Below are 19,333 nucleotides of genomic sequence, written 5' to 3' on the forward strand. Positions count from 1 at the left end.
CGGACCGAGGCATCGCTGAAAGCCCTCAGTTATTCTGAGGCAACGTTATCGCTTTTGCTTTCAAATTACTGGGGATCCCTCAGCCCACAGGGAGAGGGAACTGTCCCGAGCTCGCCCAGCAGGGAGAGGGAATAAGGATTACGGTTGCAGTGCGCTTCCGACGCGTTTGTCCTTCAGGAACACCACCATCAGACCTACCCACAGCACACCGTTTGCGAGATTGAACAGGCTGAAGAGCCCGTTTCCGCCAAACGCATAAGCATGCTTGCTCACCTCAATACCGACGGTGAAAATCAGCATTTGCAGCATCCCCATCGCGGCAGACACCGTGCCTTTACTCATTTCACTGGCGAACAGCGTCAGGCGCACCAGGCCAGCATTCGCCACGCCGATACCAAACGCGTAAACACTCAGCCCCGCCGTCATCCACAGGTACGCATGAGACGAGGCTACGGTCGCCACCGCCGCGATAATCAGCCCTGCCGCTATGGGCCAGCCGCCCAAAATAATCAGCGAACGCACGGTACGGCGTGACGTCAGACGCGCCAGCACCAGGTTACCGATAATCAGCGCGCCAAAAATCGGCACCTGTAACAGGCCATACTCATAGCTGCTAAGCTGTTCGCCGCTGATGATAATGACCGGCGACTGGGCAATCCACGCCAGCAGTGGCAGGCTGACAAACCCCGTCGCCAGCGCGCCCGCGACAAAACGACCGTTTTTCAGCACCGCCTTATAATCCCGCCCCAGCTCTTTAAGCGAGAGCTTTTCGCCCAGGCGGGTGGCGGTTTCCGGCATCGCACGGTGCAGGCCAAAGAAAGAGATAGCCGCAAGCGCGGCAAAGAGGACGAACATCCCCTCCCACGGCGCGACGTGAACCCATGCGGCTCCCACCAGCGGCCCAAGAAGCGGTGCAATCAGCGCCACGTTTGCCATCAGCGCGGTAATTTTGATACACACCGCCTCCTCAAACGACTCCTGAATAGCGGCATAGCCCACGGCGCCAATAAAGCACAGGCTCACGCCCTGAAGGAAACGCAGCAGCGTGAACTGCTCAATACTCTGCGCCAGCAGCGTGGCGAGACAGGTGACGATAAACCACACTACGCCCGTCAGCATCACCGGACGGCGGCCAATACGATCCGACAGCGGCCCTAACAGCCACTGTAAAAACATGCCGCCCGCCAGATAGGCGGTCATGGATGTCGGCACCCACTCAATACCTGCGTTGTACTGCTCAACCACAGCCAGCATGCCGGGCTGGATCATGTCGTTGCCGATGTAGGTAGAGAATTCGTAAAGCACCAGACACAGAGGAAAAAGTAACGCCTGACGACCCAGACGATTACCGGAAGAAGAACGGTTTATCATGCAATCTCTTTAGTATGAAAAAATCGCGATGAGTGTAATGAATTGCCGCTGTCTGAGATAGCAAATTAACGTGAAAAAACAGAAATAACGCACTTATCGTTGTTGTTTAAGGTTTCCTTAAGTTGCCCTCCCTATGATAGTGCTATTTCACGTTATTGACCGAAACTATGACACACGCCGTCAGCCCTTCAGAATTATCTAAGTTACCGACAAATAAGACAAAACGTCTTTACCGTTTGCCTGCCCGCTTTTATGGTTATCAACTTTTCGTGCTTATTGCCCTTGCGGTGCTTTTTACCTGGCTTTCGCGCGATGAATCGCTTGACCGATGGATAACCGGTTTCTGGTATGACGCAGCGGCGCATCATTTTCCGCTACAGCAAAACCCGTTGCTGGATCTGCTGAACCATCGGCTGGCGAAATATGTGACCATTGTTATCGCTGCCGCATCGCTGATTTACGGCGCTTACAAACGCAATGCCCGACTGGTAACGGCCGCGATTCTGATGGGGCTGGGTGCGCTGGTAGTAGGGGTGCTGAAAAGCATAAGCCACCACAGCTGTCCGTGGGATCTGGTGGAATATGGTGGCAGGTCCGTTTCGTATCCCCTGTTCAGCGCCGTTCCGGCAGACAGCGGACCGGGACGCTGCTTTCCCGGCGGCCACGCCTCCAGCGGGTTTATGGTGATGGGGCTGTTTTTTGCCTTCTGGCGTGAACGTCCGCGCCTGGCATGGTCCTTTGTCGCGTCAGGCGTTGTTATGGGGCTGGTGATGGGCTTCGGGCAGGTCATGCGCGGCGCGCATTTTTTCTCTCACAACCTGTGGGCCGGGTGGTGGGTCTGGTTTTCCCAGGTGCTGGTTTACGGGCTGGTTTCCGCCCGGTTTGCTAAAGAGTAACGAGATTATGTTAGAAAATCTGAACTACGAACTGTTTTACCTGCTCAACGCCACGCCGTCGTCACCGGAATGGATGATCGATCTCGCCACCTTCATTGCGAAAGATCTGATTAGCATTGTACCGGCGCTGGCGGTGATCCTCTGGTTATGGGGACCTCGTACACAGGTCACCGCCCAGCGCCATCTGGTGATCAAAATGGCAATGGCAATTGGCGTGAGCGTGCTGGCAAGCTACGTGCTGGGTCACGCCTTCCCGCACGATCGTCCTTTTGTCGATCGCGTCGGCTACAACTTCCTGCACCATGCGCCGGATGACTCGTTCCCGAGCGATCACGGCACGGTGATCTTCACCTTTGCGCTGGCCTTCCTGTTCTGGCATCGCCTGTGGTCCGGCGTAGTGCTGATGGGCGTGGCAGTCGCCATCGCCTGGTCCCGCGTCTACCTGGGGGTGCACTGGCCGCTGGATATGGTCGGCGGTTTCCTGGTGGGGCTGATGGGCTGCGTCAGCGCAGCCATCCTGTGGAGCCTTTTTGGCCCGGCGCTTTATCGTGGATTATCACAGGCCTATCGCGTTCTGTTTGCCCTTCCGATCCGCAAAGGCTGGATACGTGACTAACCCCGGTCCGTCAGGTTACACTTGAGCCCCCGCCCTGCGGGGGCTCACTTTTTTAGCCCGAGGATCTATGGAAACACGTCGCGATGACCGCATTGCTCAGCTGCTTCAGGCGCTGAAGCGCAGCGATAAGCTGCATCTTAAGGAAGCCGCTTCCCTGCTTGGCGTGTCTGAAATGACCATTCGTCGCGATCTGAACAGCGACAGCGCCCCCGTTGTGCTGCTTGGCGGGTATATTGTTCTGGAGCCGCGTAGCGCCAGCCATTATCTGTTAAGCGATCAAAAAACACGCCTGGTGGAAGAGAAGCGCAAAGCCGCGCGGCTCGCCGCCTCGCTGGTGCAGCCGCATCAAACGCTGTTTTTTGACTGCGGTACGACAACCCCGTGGATCATCGAGGCCATCGACAGCACCGTTCCCTTTACCGCCGTCTGTTATTCGCTAAATACCTTCCTGGCTTTGCAGGAGAAACCAGCATGCCGGGTGATTTTGTGTGGCGGCGAGTTTCATGCCAGCAACGCCATCTTCAAGCCGCTGAATATTCAGGACACGCTGAGCAATGTATGCCCTGATATCGCCTTTTACTCTGCGGCGGGCGTGAATGTGAAACAGGGGGCAACCTGTTTTAATCTTGAAGAGTTACCGGTGAAACAGTGGGCGCTCAACGCCGCGCAGCAGCATGTGCTGGTGGTTGATCACAGTAAATTTGGCAAGGTCCGTCCGGCAAGGATGGGAGAACTGTCGCGCTTTGACGCCATCGTCAGTGATTGCCGCCCGGATGACGAGCTGGTGGCATACGCGAAAGCGCAGCAGGTGAAGTTGATGTATTGAGGTTATGCCGGGTGGCGCTGCGCTTACCCGGCCTACGTTCGAGCCGTTGTAGGCCGGGTAAGGCGAAGCCGCCACCCGGCAAAAACTTAGCTGAACCAGCTGCCAAACCAGCCGTGGAATTTCATTAACACAAAGTCCCACATCCGGCTGAAGAAGCCGCCCTCTTCCACCGCTTCCATTACCACCAGCGGACGCTGCTCAATAGATTTGCCGTTAAGCTGGAAATCTATCGTCCCGACCACCTGACCTTTTTTCAACGGTGCGGTGAGCTGTGGCTCGGTCAGGGTATAGCTGGCTTTCAGGTTTTTCAGCTGACCGCGTGGAATGGTGACGGAACCCGCTTCACCCGCTCCCAGGTTCACTTCACTTTTATCACCAAACCAGACACGCTGGCTGACGAAGGTGGCGTCCGGCTTAATCGGCGTGACGGTTTCAAAGAAGCGGAAACCCCAGGTCAGCAGTTTTTCGGATTCGTTAAAACGAATTCGGTCGGTTTTCGTTCCCAGCACCACTGAGATCAGGCGCATATCGCCCTGCGTCGCAGAAGCCACCAGGTTGTATCCGGCCCCGGCAGTTGTACCGGTTTTCATGCCGTCCACGTTAACGTTACTACTCCACAGTAGACGGTTACGGTTAGGCTGGCGGATATTGTTGAAGGTAAATTCTTTCTCTTTATGGATAGCGTACTCATCCGGCACGTCATGGATCAGCGCTTTGCCCAGCAGCGCCATATCGCGCGCGGTACTGAACTGACCCGGCGCATCCAGGCCGTGAACAGTTTTAAAAGTGGTATTGGTCAGACCCAGTTTTTTCGCGTAGCCATTCATCAGCCCAATAAATGAGTCCTGACTGCCCGCGACGTAATCGGCCAGCGCAATACAGGCATCATTTCCCGACTGAATAATGACCCCTTTATTCAGATCGGACACGGAGACCTGGTCGCCAGGCTTCAGGAACATCACGGACGAGCCGCGCAGCGCCGGGTTACCGGTCGCCCAGGCATCTTTCCCGACGGTGACCATGTCATTAAGCTTGATCTTGCCCGCTTTCAACGCCTGGCCGACCACATAGCTGGTCATAATTTTCGTCAGGCTCGCCGGGTCGAGTTTTTCGTCGGCGTTACCTTCCGCCAGCACTTTCCCGCTGGCGTAATCCATCAGGATCCAGGCGCGCGCATCAACAGGCGGCGCTTCGGGCGCTGTCTGTTCCGCCGCATGGAGCGTTGGGGCAAAAAGGAAAAGCAGCGCCGAGCCTGCCGCCAGGCTGCGCAGAGAGGAAGTTTTTTGCGTCATAAATGCCACCCGAGTGTCCATTCTAAAAATCACGTCACAATCACCGTGTCGCAAGAAGCGATGAGTAATAGCGCACTACAGCCCTCAAAGAAACCTGTTCCAAGTAAAGTTTTTAAAGTTTATGCAATAACATTCAGATACGCTTTGATTGCGGTGTTTTTTTTAGCATCTGTTGCGTAATTGTTAGGTTTATCTCACCATGGCGAAAAGCTGACTCGGATTCACATCTCATCGGGAGTAAATATGATTACGCTGTGGGGCAGGAACAATTCGACCAACGTGAAAAAAGTGCTCTGGACGCTGGAAGAGCTGGATTTACCGTTTAAGCAGGTTATGGCGGGCCTGGAGTTTGGCGTGAATAAAGACGCGGACTACCTGGCGATGAACCCAAACGGACTGGTGCCGCTACTGCGCGATGACGAGACAGACGCCACGCTGTGGGAGTCTAACACCATCGTGCGATACCTCGCCGCGCAGTACGGCCAGGGTCGGCTGTGGGTAGAAAATCCAGCCCAGCGCGCGCAGGGCGAAAAATGGATGGACTGGGCAAACCAGACGCTTTCCCCAACGCACCGCGTGATCCTGATGGGGCTTATCCGTACGCCGGAAGCCGATCGTGATTATCCCGCCATTCATGCCGCCCAGGACGCGTGCGAGTCGCTGTTTGCGATGATGGACGACGAACTGGCGAAGCATACCTGGTTCTCCGGCGACACGTTCGGCGTGGGCGATATCGCCGTCGCCCCTTTCGTCTGGAACCTCACTAACATGGGTCTCAGCTGGACCCCGCGCCCTCACCTTGAGCGCTGGATCCAGCAGCTCAGCGAGCGCCCGGCGTATCGCAACGTGGTGATGATCCCGGTGACCTGATTACGACCCGGACGGGCTGACTTTCCAAAGCTGCCCGTCCGTCTCGTCGGTCAGCACGTACAGATAACCATCCGGCCCGACGCGCACATCGCGAATTCGCTGATCTTTATCCCCAAGAATGCGCCCGTCCTCCGTCACGGTATTGCCCTTCACGCTCAGCACGATGACGTCTTTCTCCTTCAGCGCGCCGATAAACAGCTTGTTTTTCCACTGCGGGAAGACGTCGCTGTTGTAGAACGCCATGCCGCTGACGGCGGGCGACACTTTCCAGACAAACAGCGGTTTTTCAGTGCCCTCAACGTGCTCGCCTTTCGCTTCCGGGATTTTCAGGCCGCTGTAGTTGATCCCGTGCGTCGCCATCGGCCAGCCGTAGTTTTTGCCTTTTTCAGGAATGTTGATCTCATCCCCGCCGCGAGGGCCGTGTTCATTAAGCCACAGCGCGTCGCTCCACGGGTTCATCGCCATCCCCTGCGGGTTGCGAATGCCGTAAGACCAGATTTCAGGCCGTGCACCGGCGGTGTTCACAAACGGGTTATCCGGCGGCACTTTCCCGTCCTCCGTCAGGCGCACCACCTTGCCCTGAAGCTTATCCAGATCCTGCGCCGTCGGGCGCTGGTTGTTTTCACCTAAGCCAATAAAGAGATGGCCTTTGCCGTCGAACACCAGCCGTCCACCAAAGTGGTTGCCAGTAGAGAGCTTCGGCATCTGTCGGAACACCACCTGGAAGCCCTCAATGCGCGAGAGGTCATCGCTCAACCGCCCGTAGCCCACCGCGGTGCCCGCTTTTCCATCATCACCCGCCTCGGCGAAGCTGAGCCAGATCCGCCGTGATTGTTCAAAATCCGGGGCCAGCACCACGTCCAGCAATCCGCCCTGGCCGCTCGCCCAGACCTTCGGCACGCCGATAATCGGATCGGAGAGCCCTTTCCCTGCCTGCCAGTGCTTAAGCTGCCCGTCTTTTAGCGTGATCAGCAGCCCCTTATTATCAGGCAGAAACGCCAGCGACCAGGGGTGATCCAGTTTTGTCTGTAGCACGTCGACCTTAACCGTCTCGGGCGCCGCAAGCAGCGAAAGCGGGAATAACAGTACAGGGAGGAAAAGCAGCGAGGATCGAGGCATAACGCACTCCTTTATCGGCATATGGCTTAAAGATTAGCCACTGTTCCCGGGTGCGTTAACACTTTTACAAAAGCTTAATCAAAAGGGGGAGTTGCCTCCCCCGGGTTCAGTGTCGGGCAAGCGTTTCCGGCTTGTTCAGACACATGATGCAAAGCGCGAGCGTGGTCAGGCAGTTTTCAAGCTTCTCCGCGTTAACGGCAATAAAATTCGGGCAGTCGTGACGTCCGTTCATCAAACAGACCCCGGCGATGGAAAGCACCTCGGCGGCGCGGCGCAGCGCCACTAATTCGTTTTCAGCGCAGTGCGCTTTCAGGATGGGTGCTTTTTCACGCATGAAATTGCAAAGTTCAAAGAAATTTTCACGCAGATTTTCGCTTTCGCTGACTGACATATACCCTTTCGCCTTGCGGAGTTGCAGATATGCAGCCAGGTCGATTCGGGCGTTGATCAGCTTGTTAAGCAGATCGCGTTTCAGTCTGTCAACGGACATGCTATTTCCTCCTCTGTCAGCCATGTTACCCTATTAATAATAAGGTCATTTTTTGTACAATGTGATGCCTGAGATCAATAAACGATAACTGATTAACATTCTTTACAATGTTACAACGATTGCCCGCCTCAACTGCGCCATCAAGAGTGTATAAATCCCCCGCGATACGCTGTAAAATCCCGCCCTGATAACTCCATAATTGATGAATTTTTAACCTATGAGCAATGTTACGCACCCGCCGAAAATCGGCTTTGTCTCCCTGGGCTGCCCGAAGAACCTGGTGGATTCCGAACGCATCCTGACTGAACTTCGCACTGAAGGCTATGACGTGGTGCCAAGCTACGACAACGCCGACATGGTGATCGTCAACACCTGTGGGTTCATCGACAGCGCGGTCCAGGAGTCACTGGAAGCCATTGGTGAAGCCCTGACGGAAAATGGCAAAGTGATTGTCACAGGCTGTCTGGGCGCGAAGGTGGATCAGATCCGCGAAGTGCACCCGAAGGTACTGGAGATCACCGGCCCGCACAGCTACGAGCAGGTGCTGGAACATGTTCATCACTACGTACCAAAGCCAAAGCACAACCCGTTCCTGAGCCTGGTGCCGGAACAGGGCGTGAAGCTGACGCCGCGCCACTATGCTTACCTGAAAATTTCCGAAGGCTGCAACCATCGCTGCACCTTCTGCATCATCCCGTCGATGCGTGGCGATTTGGTGAGCCGTCCGATTGGCGAGGTGCTGGCAGAAGCCAAACGCCTGGCCGACGCGGGCGTGAAGGAGTTACTGGTCATCTCCCAGGACACCTCCGCCTACGGCGTGGACGTCAAACACCGCTCCGGCTTCCATAACGGCGAGCCGGTAAAAACCAGCATGGTTGGCCTGTGCGAGCAGCTTGCTAAGCTCGGGATCTGGACGCGTCTGCACTACGTCTACCCTTACCCGCACGTTGACGACGTGATTCCGCTGATGGCGGAAGGCAAAATCCTGCCGTATCTGGATATCCCGTTACAGCACGCCAGCCCGCGCATTCTGAAGCTGATGAAGCGTCCTGGATCCGTTGACCGCCAGCTGGCGCGCATCAAGCAGTGGCGCGAGATCTGCCCTGAACTGACCCTGCGCTCCACCTTCATCGTTGGCTTCCCGGGTGAAACCGAAGAAGATTTCCAGATGCTGCTCGACTTCCTGAAAGAAGCGCGTCTGGATCGCGTGGGCTGCTTCAAGTACAGCCCGGTTGAAGGCGCAACGGCCAACGAGTTGGCGGACCAGGTACCGGAAGAGGTCAAAGAGGAACGCTGGAACCGCTTTATGCAGCTGCAACAGCAGATCTCTGCTGAACGCTTGCAGGAGAAAGTGGGCCGCGAAATTCTGGTCATTATCGACGAAGTGGACGAAGAAGGCGCGATTGGCCGCAGCATGGCGGATGCGCCTGAAATCGACGGCGCGGTGTACCTGAACGGGGAAACCAACGTCAAGCCGGGCGATATTATTCGCGTGAAGGTTGAAAACGCCGACGAGTATGATTTGTGGGGCAGCCGGGTTTAATCTTTAACCCCTCACCCCGGCCCTCTCCCCAAAGGGGCGAGGGGGAACAGACCGCACCGAGCAATCCCCTCTCCCCTCAGGGGAGAGGGTAAGGGTGAGGGGTAAGTTCCTGCAAAAACCTACCCCTTAATCCGCGGATCCAGCGCGTCGCGCAGCCCATCCCCCAGCAGGTTAAACGCCAGCACGGTCAGGAAAATCGCCAGGCTCGGGAAGATCGCCACGTGCGGGGCGATCACCATATCCGCCCGCGCCTCGTTCAGCATCGCGCCCCACTCCGGCGTCGGCGGCTGTGCGCCTAACCCCAGAAACGACAGGCTGGCCGCCGAGATAATCGACACGCCTATGCGCATGGTGAAATAGACCACGATAGACGAGACCGTTCCCGGCAGAATATGGCTGCACAGGATTGTAGCATCGCTGGCTCCCATGCTGCGGGCCGACTCGATAAAGGTCTGCTGCTTCAGCACCAGCGTGTTGCCACGTACCAGGCGCGCGAAAGCGGGAATCGTGAATACCGCCACGGCGATGATGACGTTCGCCATGCCGCTGCCCATCACCGCCACCACGGCAATCGCCAGCAGAATACCGGGAAAGGCAAACAGCACGTCGCAGATACGCATGATGATGCGGTCCCACCAGCCTTCATAGTACCCGGCCACCAGCCCCAGCACGGTGCCAATTGCTGCGCCCATCAGCACCGCAAAGACCCCGGCCGCCAGCGAGATCTGCGCCCCTACCAGCACGCGGCTGAAAATATCGCGCCCGAGCGAGTCCACGCCAAACCAGTGCATCATCGACGGTCCATCGTTCAGCCGGTCGTAATCGAAGTAATTTTCCGCATCAAACGGGGCTATCCAGGGGGCGATAATCGCCACCAGGATCAGCAGTAACACAAACAACCCGGCGACCATAGCGACGGGCTGACGACGGAATCGACGCCAGAACTCAACCCACGGGGTGCGAATATGGTCCGGCCTGATCCCCGGCATAGCGTTTAAAATGGCCTGGCGACGCCAGTTCAGTAATCGCATCTTACTTATACCTGATGGCCGGGTTAATGGCGGCGTACAGCACATCCACCACTAAGTTGATAAGAATAAACTCCAGCGAGAAAAGCAGAACTTCAGCCTGAATAACCGGATAGTCACGCATATCGACCGAGTCGACCAGCAGGCGCCCCAGCCCCGGCCAGTTAAAGACCTTCTCAACCACGATAGAGCCGCCCAGCAGGAAGCCGAACTGTAGCCCCATCATCGTGACCACCGGGATCATCGCATTACGAAAACCATGCTTCAGAATGACCCATTTCTCACTCACCCCTTTTGCCCGCGCGGTGCGAATGTAATCTTCGCTCAGCACGTCGACAAAGGAGGCGCGGGTGAAACGGGCCATCACTGCCGCAACGGCTGCGCCAAGCGTCATAGAGGGCAGAATGTAGTGCTTCCAGGTGTCGGCCCCGACGGTGGGCAACCAGCCCAGCTCGACGGAGAAAATCTGCATCAGCAGCATACCCAGCGCAAACGCCGGGAAAGAGATACCGGTGACCGCCAGCGCCATACCGAGCTTATCCGGCCAGCGGTTGCGCCAGACGGCGGCAACGATTCCCGCGCCCAGGCCAAACACAACCGCCCAGCTCATACTGGCAATCGTTAACCAGAAGGTGGGCATAAAGCGGCTGGCAATCTCCTCCGACACCGGACGACGCGACACCATCGAGATGCCGAAATCGCCCTGAAGGACATTGCCAATGTAGCGCAGAAATTGCCGATACAGCGGCTGGTCAAGACCGAGCTGTTTACGCACCAGTTCTATAACCGTGGCATCCGCTTCCGGTCCGGCAATCAAACGCGCCGGATCGCCGGGCAGCATGTGGACAAACAAAAACACCAGCACGGCCACAATCAGCAGCGTCGGGATAAGCCCCAGCAGGCGTTTACACACATAATTCAGCATGAGTTTTATTTTAGATCCGCGTCGTCAAAGCTAAAGCCCGTATCCGGTATGATGTAAAAACCGGTCAGCGCTTTATTGTGGGCTGAGACCAGTTTTTCCACCACCAGCGGCACCCACGGCGACTCTTTCCAGATAATGTCCTGCGCCTCTTTGTACAGGCGCGCTTTCTCTTCCGGTTTGGTGGTTTTCAGGGCATCGGCCAGATCCTTATCCACCTGCGGATTACTGTAGAACGCGGTATTGAACAGCGTTGGCGGCCAGTTCTGGGAAGCAAACAGCGGCGACAGGGACCAGTCCGCTTCACCGGTTGAAGCCGTCCAGCCGGTGTAGAACATCCGCACGCCGCTCTCTTTCTGTCCTTTGCCTTCCACTTCCGCCGCGCGCTGTCCGGCATCCATCGCCGTGACCCTGGCTTTAATGCCCACCTGTGCCAGCTGCTGCTGGGTAAATTGCAGCACCTTCTGCGCGGTACTGTGGTTATGCGACGACCACAGCGTGGTGCTAAAGCCGTTCGGATAGCCCGCCTCTTTCAGCAGTTCCCGCGCTTTCGCCGGATCGTACGGCCACGGCTGATAGCTCTGCGCGTACTCAATGGTTGGCGGCATCACGCCCGTCGCCGGGGTGGCGTAGCCGGCAAAGGCCACCTTCACCAGTGCCTGGCGGTTAATGGCGTAGTTGATGGCTTCGCGCACCTTCGGGTTATCAAACGGTTTTTGCGTGACGTTCATGCTGATGTAGCGCTGCATAATCGACGGGCTGGCCACCAGCTCCAGCTTGCTGTTTTTCGCCAGCAGCGCTGCCTGTTCGTAGGGGATCGGGAAGGCAAACTGCGCTTCGCCGGTTTGCAGCATCGCGGCGCGGGTATTGTTGTCCACGACCGGCCGCCAGGTGAGGGTATCCAGCTTCGGCAGCCCCGGCTGCCAGTATCCGGCGAATTTCTTCACCTTCACATAATCGGTCTGGTTCCAGGTAAGCAGTTCGTACGGTCCGGTCCCCACCGGGTGGAAGCCAATCTCTTTGCCGTATTTCTTCAACGCCGCAGGGGAAATCATCACCGTCGCGGGATGCGCCAGGATATTGATAAACGCCGAGAATGGCTCTTTGAGGGTGATCTTCACCGTCGCCGGATCAACCACCTCGGTTTGGGCGATATTTTTATACAGGTTGTAGCGCTTAAGACCGTTTTCCGGATTGCTGGCTCGGTCCAGGTTGACCTTAACCGCCTCGGCGTTGAAGTCGGTGCCGTCCTGGAACTTCACGCCGGTACGGAGCTTAACGGTATAGACCAGCCCGTCGTCCGACACGGTATAGCCTTCCGCCAGCACGTTTTTCAGCTTCATCTCGCGGTCCAGGCCGAATAGCCCCTGGTAGAAGGATTTTGCCACCGCCTGAGAAAGGGTGTCGTTAGCATCATACGGATCCAGCGTCGTGAAGTTAGACCCCACAGCCACCACCACGTCTTTCGCCGCGATCGCGGGGGCGGCGGCCAGCGCAGCCGTCACGCTCGCGGCAAGCAGCCATTGACGAGCAACAAAAGGAACCATTGTGTTCTCCTGCCTGTTGTAAGTTATAACCGCGAGAATGCATTGCCCTGACGCGGGGGTGCGACAAAATGACCGGGACCGACTTCACGCAGCGCCACGCGCTCCAGAGTTTCGCCCCGTTTACGAATATTGCTCGGCATTTCGTCCTGCAACAGCACGCGCTGGGCGTGACGATGCTCAGGATCGGCAACCGGTACGGCGGCCATCAGCTTGCGGGTGTACGGATGCTGCGGGTTTTCAAATACCGCCCGACGGGGGCCAATTTCAACAATTTGCCCCATGTACATCACCGCCACGCGATGGCTGATCCGCTCAACCACCGCCATATCGTGAGAGATAAACAGAAACGCAATGCCCAAATCCCGCTGTAAATCGAGCAGGAGATTGATGATTTGCGCGCGGATGGAGACATCCAGCGCTGACACGGACTCATCCGCAATCACCACTTTCGGATTCAGGGCCAATGCCCGGGCTATGCAGATACGCTGTCGCTGACCGCCAGAAAATTCGTGCGGATAACGCCAGGCATGCTCCGGTTTCAGGCCCACGCGCTCCAGCAGCCACGCGACGCGGCGCTGCGCGGCTTCACCGTCGAGCAGGTTGTGCACCCGCAGCGGCTCCATAATCGAGTACCCCACCGTATGGCGCGGATCGAGCGACGCATAAGGATCCTGAAAAATAAACTGAATATCCCGGCGTACCGCCTGCAATTTACCATTGGGGAGTGTATCGATGCGCTCACCGTTGAAGGTGATGCTCCCCTCCTGCGACTCAACCAGCCTGAGCAGCGCCCGCCCGGTGGTGGATTTACCGCAGCCGGACTCCCCCACCAGCGCCAGCGTTTCGCCCGGCCAGAGATCAAAACTGACGTATTCAACCGCATGCACTTCGCGCTTCACGCGGTTAAGGATCCCGCTGCGCAGCGGGAAACGGGTCACCAGGTCACGCACTTCAAGGATCGGCCTGCCGGAAACCACCGTGTTCTGCTCGGTTTCGTCTTCCTGCTGGCCCTGTTCGGTCTGAGAGAACAGCGGAAAACGGCGCGGAAAATCACTGCCATTCATGGCGCCCAGACGCGGGACCGCCGCCAGCAGCGCTTTAGTATAAGGATGCACCGGCGTATGAAAGACCTGCTCCACCGTGCCGGTTTCCACAGCATTGCCCTGATGCATAACCAGCACCCGATCGGCAATATCCGCCACCACCCCCATATCGTGGGTGATGAATATCACCCCCATCTCCATCTCCTGCTGCAACACCTTAATCAGTTGCAGGATCTGGGCCTGAATGGTGACATCCAGCGCCGTGGTGGGTTCGTCCGCAATGAGCACCGCCGGACGGCACGACAGCGCCATCGCAATCATCACCCGCTGGCGCATGCCACCGGAAAGCTGATGCGGATAGCGGGACAAAATCGCGTGCGCCTCAGGGATACGTACCAGCTCCAGCATCCGTTTAGCTTCGTTGAGCGCCTCATCACCGCTCAATCCCTGATGCAGGCGGATAGATTCGGCAATCTGCTCGCCCACAGGGAAGACCGGGTTCAGGGAGGTCATCGGCTCCTGAAAAATCATCGCAATATCCGCCCCGCGCACCCCCTGCATCCGGGACGCGCTCAGCTCGTTGAGATCGATAACCTGACGGTTGCGACGGCGCAACAGCATCCGCTCGCTGGTGACCTGCCCGCCCGTCTGCTCAAGCAGACGCATCAGCGCCAGCGCGGTAACCGATTTACCGGATCCGGACTCGCCGACAATCGCCAGCGTCTCGCCGCGCCTGAGCGAAAACGATAAATTCTGTACTGCAGGGATGAACTGCCGCTCTTCCTGAAAGGCAATATTCAGTTGGTGGACAGCCAGCACTTCGCAGTTGTCCAGCTCTTCACTGTGCGGCACGCAATGCCCCCTTATTCACGATAAATGCCTGTGCTGGGCGCATCGCCGGCATACCCCCACGCCCGGTACATCCCTTCACTGTTGAACGGCAGCGCCACGTTGCCCTCCCGATCCACCGCGATTAAGCCACCTTCTCCGCCCAGGGCTGGCAGTTTCTCCATTACTACCCGCTCGCAGGCCTCACTCAGGCTTAATCCGCCGTAATCCATTAGCGCGGTAATGTCGTAGGCCGCCAGCGCGCGGATAAACACTTCGCCGGTTCCGGTGCATGACACCGCCGCCGTGGCGTTATTAGCGTAACACCCTGCCCCCGGCAGCGGACTGTCGCCGACGCGTCCGGGAAGCTTGTTGGTCATACCGCCTGTCGACGTCGCGGCGGCGAGGTTACCGGCTTTATCCAGCGCCACCGCGCCTACCGTGCCCATTTTTCTGCGTTCATCGAGCGGCGCGGCATGGTCCAGCTGCGTCATCCCCGCTGTACGGGCCTCCAGCAACTGCCGGTAACGCTCCTCGGTGGAAAAAAGATCGGGCGAGACCGTATCCATCCCGTGCTCGACGGCAAATTTCTCCGCCCCCGCACCGGTCAGCAGCACATGCGGGCTTTGATCCATCACCAGACGCGCGGCCAGCACGGGATTGCGCAGTCGGCTGACGCCTGCCACCGCCCCCGCTTTCAGGGTGATACCGTCCATCACGCAGGCATCCAGTTCATGCGTTTCATCGCGCGTAAAGACCGAGCCAATACCGGCATTAAACAGCGGACACTCCTCCAGCAGGCGCACCGCTTCGGTCACCACGTCCAGCGCGCTTTCGCCCGCTTCCAGCATGCGCTGGCCTGTTTCCACAATGGCGTTCAGCGCATCAATATAACGCTTCTCCTGCTCGGGACTGAGCTGTGCACGGGTGATTGCCCCGGCACCGCCATGAATTGCGATAACCGCTTTACTCATTTCGCATCACCCATCAGCCTGGCTGGCTGCTTTTTCTATAAATATCATTATCGTCGACGAATCTTCAGATGATTTTTGAATATAGAAAGACGCAACTGTGATGTAAAGCTTACACCCATCGGGTCATACAGTTAGCCGCACTTTTCTGCCATAATGAGCGCTTTCGTTGTTACTCCGCAGGAGCCCACCATGGATTTTACCGCCGGACTGATGCCGCTTGAGACGGCACTCTCGCAGATGCTTGATCGTATTACTCCCCTGCACGACGTTGAGACGCTGCCGCTTGTGCGCTGTTTTGGCCGTATTGCCGCGCGCGATATCGTCTCGCCGCTGAACGTGCCGGGGTTCGATAACGCGGCGATGGACGGCTATGCCGTACGTCTGGCGGATTTGCAAACGGGTCAGCCGCTGCCGGTGGCAGGTAAAGCCTTTGCCGGGCAGCCGTTCAACGGTGAGTGGCCAGCGGGCACCTGCGTGCGCATTATGACCGGCGCGCCGGTGCCAAAGGGCTGTGAAGCCGTGGTGATGCAGGAAGAGACCGAACTAACGGACGACGGCGTGCGTTTTACCGCCAGCGTCAAAGCGGGACAGAATATCCGCCACATCGGGGAAGACATTACCCTCGGCGCAACGGTCTTTGCCGCCGGGCAAAAACTGACGGTCGCCGAACTGCCGGTGCTGGCATCGCTTGGCATCGCGGAGATTGACGTTGTCCGCAAGGTACGCGTGGCGGTGTTCTCAACGGGAGACGAGCTACAGCTTCCGGGTCAGCCGCTGAACGAGGGGCAGATTTACGACACCAACCGTCTGGGGGTGCACCTGATGCTTGAGCAACTGGGCTGCGAGGTGATTAACCTCGGCATCATTCCTGACGATCCGGAGAAACTGCGCGCGGCGTTTATCGACGCGGACGCCTCTGCCGACGTGGTGATCAGCTCCGGCGGCGTTTCGGTTGGCGAAGCGGATTACACCAAAACCCTGCTTGAAGAGCTGGGTGAAATCGCCTTCTGGAAGCTGGCGATTAAACCGGGCAAACCGTTCGCGTTTGGCAAACTTCCGCACAGCTGGTTCTGTGGCCTGCCGGGTAACCCGGTCTCTGCCGCGCTGACCTTCTACCAGCTGGTGATCCCGCTGCTGGCGAAGCTTTCAGGCAACAATGCCAGCCCGCTGCCGGAGCGTGTGCGCGTGCGGGCGGCAACGCGCCTCAAAAAATCACCGGGCCGTCTCGATTTCCAGCGCGGCATTCTGGCGCGCAACGCCGACGGCGAGCTGGAGGTGAGCACCACCGGGCATCAGGGTTCGCACATCTTTAGCTCCTTCAGTCAGGGTAACTGCTTTATCGTGCTGGAGCGCGATCGCGGCCACGTTGAGGCGGGCGAATGGGTTGAAGTGGAACGCTTTAACCACCTGTTCGGAGGCTGACATGATGGTGGAACTGAGCGACCCGGAGATGATGCGCTATAACCGCCAGATCGTGCTGCGCGGGTTTGATTTCGAGGGTCAGGAAGCGCTCAAGGCGGCCAGCGTGCTGGTTGTCGGCCTTGGCGGGCTGGGCTGCGCGGCAGCGCAATATCTGGCTGCGGCGGGCGTCGGCAGCATGACGCTGCTGGACTTCGATACCGTGTCGGTGTCCAACCTGCAACGCCAGACGCTGCACAGCGACGCGACGGTTGGTCAGCCGAAAGTGGAATCTGCGCGCACGGCGCTGGCGCGAATTAACCCCAACGTTCAGTTCACCCTGATTGACGCGATGCTGGATGACGACGCACTGTTTGCGCAGATTGCACGGCATGACCTGGTGCTGGACTGCACCGATAACGTCGCCATTCGCAACCAGCTCAATGCGGGCTGCTTTGCCCATAAAACGCCGCTAATTTCCGGCGCGGCCATCCGCATGGAGGGGCAAATCAGCGTTTTCACCTACGCTGAGGGAGAGCCCTGCTACCGCTGCCTGAGCCGTCTGTTTGGCGAGAATGCGCTGACCTGCGTCGAGGCGGGCGTGATGGCGCCGCTGGTTGGGGTTATCGGTTCCTTGCAGGCCATGGAGGCGATCAAGGTGCTGGCGCATTACGGCACGCCCGCAGCGGGCAAAATCGTGATATATGACGCGATGACCTGCCAGTTCCGCGAAATGAAGCTGATGCGTAATCCGGGGTGTGAGGTGTGCGGAGGTTAAACCCTGCTGCGGCCTGATGCCCTCACCCCGGCCCTCTCCCACAGGGAGAGGGAGAAAATCGTAGGCCGGGTAAGCGTCAGCGCCACCCGGCAACAGCATCAAATAGACGTCCGCCCAAACGCCCCCTGCCAGTCCTGCTCAAACTTCACAATTGCCGCATCTACTGCCGGAGAAGTAATAAACTGCTGCGCCACGTCCAGCGGCAGCGTGATGGACTCGCACCCTGCCAGCAGGCAGTCCAGCGCCTGGCGCGGCGTTTTAAAGCTCGCGGCGAGCACCTTTGACTGCGGTGCGTGCAGCGTCAGCAATTGTTGCAGTTCAATCACGGTCTGGATCCCGTCCCCGCCCTGCGCGTCCACGCGGTTCACGTAAGGGGCCACATACTCAGCACCCGCCAGCGCGGAGAGCATCCCCTGCGCTGCGCCGTATACCGCGGTACCCAGGGTCGGGATCCCTTCTGCTTTCAGCATTTTGATCGCCGCCAGCCCTTCAGCGGTCACGGGCACTTTCACCACCAGGTCATTGATTATCGCGCGCAGCTTACGTGCGTCTTCCACCATCCCCTCGGCGGTCTTCGCCATCACCTGGGCGAACAGCCGGCCCCTGCCGCCCAGCGCGTCGTGCAGCGCGGGCAGCAGTTCTTCCAAAGGCGTTTTACCCGCCGCCACAATGCTTGGGTTAGTGGTCACGCCCGCCAGCGGGAAGATACGCGCCAGCTTTTTGACTGCCGCAACGTCAGATGTGTCGAGATAAAGTTCCATGATGTCACCCTCAAAATTAGCCTGCATTTACCCTATCACGAGAAAACCTGCTCATGAATTGACCCATATCAAGATAACTTTCATTAGAAAGTAATTTAATCTTCATATGTAATCAGAGGGCAAAAAAATGATCTTCAACATACAGCGTTACTCCACCCACGACGGCCCCGGTATTCGAACCGTGGTGTTCCTGAAAGGCTGCTCGCTGGGCTGTCGCTGGTGCCAGAACCCGGAAAGCCGCTCCCGCACGCGGGACGTCCTGTTTGACGCCCGTCTGTGTCTGGACGGCTGTGACCTGTGTCAGCAGGCCGCGCCAGGGTGTGTTGAACGCGCGCTGAACGGGTTGACCATCCATCGTGAAAAATTAAGCGAAGAGACGCTCACTGCCCTCACCGACTGCTGCCCGACGCAGGCGCTTACCGTCTGCGGTGAAGAGAAGCAGGTGGAGGAGATTATGGCCACCGTGCTACGCGACAAGCCCTTCTACGACCGCAGCGGCGGCGGGATCACCCTTTCCGGCGGCGAGCCGTTTATGAATCCTGACCTGGCGCACGCCCTGTTTAAAGCCAGCCATGAACAAGGCATTCACACTGCGGTTGAAACCTGCCTTCACGTGCCCTGGCATTATATCGAGCCTTCACTGCCGTATGTCGATCTGTTCCTGGCGGACCTGAAACATGTCGACGGCGAGGTGTTCAAGCAGTGGACCGATGGCTCAGCCAGACGGATCCTGGACAACCTGAAGCGCCTGGCTACCGTCGGGAAGAAGATCACCATCCGCGTGCCGCTGATCCAGGGCTTTAACGCCGATGAAGCGTCGGTTACCGCCATTACCAACTTCGCCGCCGATGAACTCGGCGTCGATGATATTCATTTTCTGCCGTATCACACGCTGGGCATGAACAAATACACCCTGCTCGGCCAACCCTACTCTGCCCCTGACAAACCGCTGGATAACCCTGCCCTGCTGGACTTCGCGCAGCAGTGTGCCTGCCAGAAAGGGTTAACCGCGACCTTACGAGGATAAACTT

Annotated in this window: 18 protein-coding genes; 8 read left to right on the plus strand and 10 right to left on the minus strand. The window is 57.9% G+C overall.

Annotated features, from left to right (window positions below; translation table 11 throughout):
- Nucleotides 1–138 precede the first annotated feature (138 nt).
- Nucleotides 139–1,371, minus strand: coding sequence for an MFS transporter (locus ACNQ0T_RS19990; RefSeq protein WP_022647557.1), 1,233 nt, complete (start codon nucleotides 1,369–1,371; stop codon nucleotides 139–141).
- Between the two features lie 167 nt (nucleotides 1,372–1,538).
- On the opposite strand from ACNQ0T_RS19990, the gene ACNQ0T_RS19995 reads away from it, so the two are divergent.
- The 3 genes from ACNQ0T_RS19995 to deoR all read left to right on the plus strand — a co-directional run bounded on the left by ACNQ0T_RS19995 (nucleotide 1,539) and on the right by deoR (nucleotide 3,709).
- A complete protein-coding gene (locus ACNQ0T_RS19995; RefSeq protein WP_022647556.1) occupies nucleotides 1,539–2,267 on the plus strand; it encodes a phosphatase PAP2 family protein in 729 nt (242 codons plus the stop codon).
- Between the two features lie 7 nt (nucleotides 2,268–2,274).
- Nucleotides 2,275–2,883, plus strand: a complete 609-nt coding sequence (ybjG, locus tag ACNQ0T_RS20000; protein ID WP_022647555.1) for an undecaprenyl-diphosphate phosphatase — start codon at nucleotides 2,275–2,277, stop codon at nucleotides 2,881–2,883.
- Nucleotides 2,884–2,950: 67 nt separating this feature from the next.
- Nucleotides 2,951–3,709 (plus strand): DNA-binding transcriptional repressor DeoR, encoded by a 759-nt coding sequence (gene deoR / locus ACNQ0T_RS20005; RefSeq protein ID WP_022647554.1) that lies wholly within the window; start codon nucleotides 2,951–2,953, stop codon nucleotides 3,707–3,709.
- A gap of 86 nt (nucleotides 3,710–3,795) precedes the next feature.
- On the opposite strand, the gene dacC is transcribed toward deoR, so the two are convergent.
- Complete coding sequence (gene dacC / locus ACNQ0T_RS20010; protein WP_023299674.1) at nucleotides 3,796–5,001, minus strand: serine-type D-Ala-D-Ala carboxypeptidase; 1,206 nt, start codon at nucleotides 4,999–5,001, stop codon at nucleotides 3,796–3,798.
- A 243-nt stretch (nucleotides 5,002–5,244) separates the two neighbouring features.
- Between dacC and ACNQ0T_RS20015 the strand changes: the two genes are divergently transcribed.
- Entirely contained in the window at nucleotides 5,245–5,871 is a 627-nt protein-coding gene (locus tag ACNQ0T_RS20015) for a glutathione S-transferase family protein (protein ID WP_063138193.1), read from the plus strand.
- Here the strand turns inward: ACNQ0T_RS20015 and ACNQ0T_RS20020 are convergent, their stop codons facing one another.
- Together ACNQ0T_RS20020 and bssR are read right to left on the minus strand one after the other, a co-directional pair.
- Nucleotides 5,872–6,990, minus strand: a complete 1,119-nt coding sequence (locus ACNQ0T_RS20020; protein WP_022647551.1) for a PQQ-dependent sugar dehydrogenase — start codon at nucleotides 6,988–6,990, stop codon at nucleotides 5,872–5,874.
- 106 nt (nucleotides 6,991–7,096) lie between these two features.
- Complete coding sequence (bssR, locus tag ACNQ0T_RS20025; protein WP_038415734.1) at nucleotides 7,097–7,480, minus strand: biofilm formation regulator BssR; 384 nt, start codon at nucleotides 7,478–7,480, stop codon at nucleotides 7,097–7,099.
- Between the two features lie 217 nt (nucleotides 7,481–7,697).
- Here bssR and rimO point away from each other — a divergent pair, with 217 nt between their 5' ends.
- Complete coding sequence (rimO, locus tag ACNQ0T_RS20030) at nucleotides 7,698–9,023, plus strand: 30S ribosomal protein S12 methylthiotransferase RimO (RefSeq protein WP_023299671.1); 1,326 nt, start codon at nucleotides 7,698–7,700, stop codon at nucleotides 9,021–9,023.
- A gap of 119 nt (nucleotides 9,024–9,142) precedes the next feature.
- On the opposite strand, the gene gsiD is transcribed toward rimO, so the two are convergent.
- Genes gsiD through iaaA form a run of 5 tightly spaced genes read right to left on the minus strand, consistent with a single transcriptional unit; the run spans nucleotide 9,143 to nucleotide 15,365 of the window.
- On the minus strand, nucleotides 9,143–10,054 hold the full coding sequence (gene gsiD / locus ACNQ0T_RS20035) for a glutathione ABC transporter permease GsiD (RefSeq protein ID WP_417930348.1): 912 nt from the start codon (nucleotides 10,052–10,054) through the stop codon (nucleotides 9,143–9,145).
- 1 nt (nucleotide 10,055) lies between these two features.
- The gene (gsiC, locus tag ACNQ0T_RS20040; RefSeq protein ID WP_006809475.1) at nucleotides 10,056–10,976 is read right to left on the minus strand and encodes a glutathione ABC transporter permease GsiC; all 921 of its coding nucleotides are present in this window, start codon (nucleotides 10,974–10,976) and stop codon (nucleotides 10,056–10,058) included.
- 5 nt (nucleotides 10,977–10,981) lie between these two features.
- Nucleotides 10,982–12,520 carry a glutathione ABC transporter substrate-binding protein GsiB gene (gene gsiB, locus ACNQ0T_RS20045; RefSeq protein WP_417930349.1) on the minus strand — a complete coding sequence of 513 codons (1,539 nt, stop codon included), beginning with the start codon at nucleotides 12,518–12,520 and terminating at the stop codon, nucleotides 10,982–10,984.
- Between the two features lie 23 nt (nucleotides 12,521–12,543).
- Nucleotides 12,544–14,415, minus strand: a complete 1,872-nt coding sequence (gsiA, locus tag ACNQ0T_RS20050; RefSeq protein WP_417930350.1) for a glutathione ABC transporter ATP-binding protein GsiA — start codon at nucleotides 14,413–14,415, stop codon at nucleotides 12,544–12,546.
- 11 nt (nucleotides 14,416–14,426) lie between these two features.
- Nucleotides 14,427–15,365, minus strand: a complete 939-nt coding sequence (gene iaaA / locus ACNQ0T_RS20055; protein WP_045308527.1) for a beta-aspartyl-peptidase — start codon at nucleotides 15,363–15,365, stop codon at nucleotides 14,427–14,429.
- Between the two features lie 189 nt (nucleotides 15,366–15,554).
- Between iaaA and moeA the strand changes: the two genes are divergently transcribed.
- The gene (gene moeA / locus ACNQ0T_RS20060) at nucleotides 15,555–16,787 is read left to right on the plus strand and encodes a molybdopterin molybdotransferase MoeA (RefSeq protein ID WP_417930351.1); all 1,233 of its coding nucleotides are present in this window, start codon (nucleotides 15,555–15,557) and stop codon (nucleotides 16,785–16,787) included.
- A 1-nt stretch (nucleotide 16,788) separates the two neighbouring features.
- A complete protein-coding gene (gene moeB / locus ACNQ0T_RS20065) occupies nucleotides 16,789–17,541 on the plus strand; it encodes a molybdopterin-synthase adenylyltransferase MoeB (protein ID WP_417930352.1) in 753 nt (250 codons plus the stop codon).
- Between the two features lie 98 nt (nucleotides 17,542–17,639).
- Here the strand turns inward: moeB and fsa are convergent, their stop codons facing one another.
- On the minus strand, nucleotides 17,640–18,302 hold the full coding sequence (fsa, locus tag ACNQ0T_RS20070; RefSeq protein ID WP_048966437.1) for a fructose-6-phosphate aldolase: 663 nt from the start codon (nucleotides 18,300–18,302) through the stop codon (nucleotides 17,640–17,642).
- A gap of 127 nt (nucleotides 18,303–18,429) precedes the next feature.
- On the opposite strand from fsa, the gene ACNQ0T_RS20075 reads away from it, so the two are divergent.
- A complete protein-coding gene (locus ACNQ0T_RS20075; protein ID WP_155025448.1) occupies nucleotides 18,430–19,329 on the plus strand; it encodes a glycyl-radical enzyme activating protein in 900 nt (299 codons plus the stop codon).
- The last annotated feature ends 4 nt before the right edge of the window (nucleotides 19,330–19,333 follow it).

This window comes from Enterobacter cloacae complex sp.6700776, assembly GCF_048284255.1.
Classification (GTDB): Bacteria; Pseudomonadota; Gammaproteobacteria; order Enterobacterales; family Enterobacteriaceae; genus Enterobacter; species Enterobacter intestinihominis.